The sequence below is a fragment of the Alcanivorax sp. UBA3183 genome (assembly GCF_002364155.1).
Taxonomy (GTDB): domain Bacteria; phylum Pseudomonadota; class Gammaproteobacteria; order Pseudomonadales; family Alcanivoracaceae; genus Alcanivorax; species Alcanivorax jadensis.
In genome coordinates this window covers 212083-214116 of record NZ_DEXN01000009.1, presented here as the reverse complement: position 1 = coordinate 214116, position 2034 = coordinate 212083, and the positions used below count along the sequence as shown (strand labels likewise).

Sequence of the window (2034 nt, the reverse complement as noted above, 5' to 3'; positions counted from 1 at the left end):
TCGCTATTAACTATTCACTGTTAACTGTTCACTATCCTCACCCGTGCCGCTTCTCCTGCAATGCTGCAATACGATCATCCAGCGGCGGGTGGGAGGCGAAAAGGGCCTTGAAGCCTTCGGCCAGGCCGGAGTTGATACCGAAGGCCACCAGGGTATCCGGCATCTGGTTGGGCATCTGTGATTCTGCTTTCAGCCGTTGCAGGGCAGAGATCATGTCACGACGCTCTGCCAGCTGCGCGCCTGCCACATCGGCCCGGTATTCCCGGAAGCGGGAGAACCACATGACGATGGCGCTGGCGGCGATGCCGAAGATGATTTCCGCCACGATTACCACGATGTAGTAACCGAATCCCAGACCGCCCCCGCCGTCACGGCGCATGAAGCTGTCCACCACATAGCCGACAACGCGGGCGGCAAAGATCACGAAGGTATTTACCACCCCCTGGACCAGGCTCAGGGTGACCATGTCGCCGTTGGCCACATGGCCGATCTCGTGGGCCAGCACCGCGCGCACTTCTTCCGGGCGGAAGCGGCTCAGCAGGCCCTGGGACACCGCTACCAGGGCGGCATTCTTGTTCCAGCCGGTGGCAAAGGCGTTGGATTGCTGGGCCGGGAAAATACCCACTTCAGGCATTTTGATCCCCGCCTTGCCAGACAGCTCTTTCACTGTCTGTAACAGCCATCGTTCGGCATCGTTGCCGGGCTGCTCGATGATCTTTACCCGCGCAGACCATTTGGCCATGGGCTTGGAAATCAACAGGGAAATCAGCGAGCCGGCAAAGCCAAACACCGCACTGAAGATCAGCAGGCTGGTCAGGTCCAGCCCCGAGCCACTGGCGGCAAAATAGGAATTCACCCCGAGCAGACTCAGGGTAATGCTGGCGACCACAATCACCGCCATGTTGGTCAGCAGATAAAGCGCAATGCGCATCATCGTCGGTTGTCTCCACGTGTCATCGGAAATGCCAAGTATGGGGGCGAAGGAGGGGAAGGCAAGGTATACTGCGTGGCAAAATTGCATCCTGCCACGTCTCTATCACTGCCTTTCCGATCCTATGCAACTCACCAAACTGTCAGACCTGCTTGCCCCTTATCTGGTTCCCTCCACGCCGACCCGGCACCGCCTTTTTCATGGCCGGGGGAAAACCGTGCCGGCTCTGGAATGGCTGACTATTGACTGTTTTGCACCGGTGCTGGTGGCCACGGTATTCCGGGCCCAGGACGATGCCATCCTGCAGGCGCTGGAAGCCAGCCTGACAGCCGCACTGGTCGCCCTGGGCTGTGACACCCTGGTCGTTCAGCATCGCTATGATGGCCAAGCGGAGAATGTGCTGGTGTGCGGCCAACTGCCCGAGTCGCCGTTGGCAGAGGAAGACGGGCTGGTCTACAAGCTGGATTTCCAGCGCGGACAGAATCTGGGTTTCTTTGCCGATATGGCTCAAGGTCGGCGCTGGATTCGTGAGCGTGCCGAGGGCAAGAAAGTCCTCAACCTGTTCAGTTTTACCTGCAGTTTTTCCGTTGCGGCCTTGGCCGGCGGTGCTGAATCGGTGGTGAATATTGATCTCTCCGACCCGGCACTCAGACTGGGACAGCAGAATCATGGACTCAACGGGTTCAAGGATGCCAAGGTGCATTATCTGCCGCACAACATTTTCCGAAGTTGGAAAAAACTGCACAGTCTGGGCCGTTACGACATCATCGTGATTGATCCTCCCAGCGCCCAGAAAGGCAGTTTCATGGTGGAAAAGGACTACCCGAAGCTGCTGAAGAAGCTGCACAAACTGCTGGCGCCGCAGGCGGAGATTCTTGCCTGTGTGAATGCGCCCTGGCTGGATTATGGCTGGCTGGAAGCTTGTGTGGAGGAGAATCTGCCGGGAGCAGAGCTGGCAGGGCGTTTACCGGGAGCGCCGGGGTTTGATGAAGCCGGGGAGCCTGCGCTGAAGACGGTGCACTACCACTACCGGCGGCCGGCAGAGCTCGATAGCTGATCTCCTGCATTTGCAATAGCCACCGTAGGGTGCACTGAGCCTAAGG

2 protein-coding genes are annotated in these 2034 nt (G+C 58.6%); one reads left to right on the top strand and one right to left on the bottom strand.

All coding sequences use genetic code 11. From position 1 onward, the window contains the following. Positions 1 to 37: 37 nt before the first annotated feature. Positions 38 to 934 carry a protease HtpX gene (gene htpX / locus B3Q33_RS04120; protein ID WP_272963233.1) on the bottom strand — a complete coding sequence of 299 codons (897 nt, stop codon included), beginning with the start codon at positions 932 to 934 and terminating at the stop codon, positions 38 to 40. 121 nt (positions 935 to 1055) lie between these two features. On the opposite strand from htpX, the gene B3Q33_RS04115 reads away from it, so the two are divergent. After that, positions 1056 to 1988, top strand: a complete 933-nt coding sequence (locus B3Q33_RS04115; RefSeq protein ID WP_272963232.1) for a class I SAM-dependent methyltransferase — start codon at positions 1056 to 1058, stop codon at positions 1986 to 1988. Positions 1989 to 2034 lie beyond the last annotated feature (46 nt).

Bases quoted from the DNA above. Each gene is read 5' to 3' on its own strand.
- B3Q33_RS04115 (WP_272963232.1), top strand. From the start codon at position 1,056: ATGCAACTCACCAAACTGTCAGACCTGCTTGCCCCTTATCTGGTTCCC.
- htpX (WP_272963233.1), bottom strand. From the start codon at position 934: ATGATGCGCATTGCGCTTTATCTGCTGACCAACATGGCGGTGATTGTG.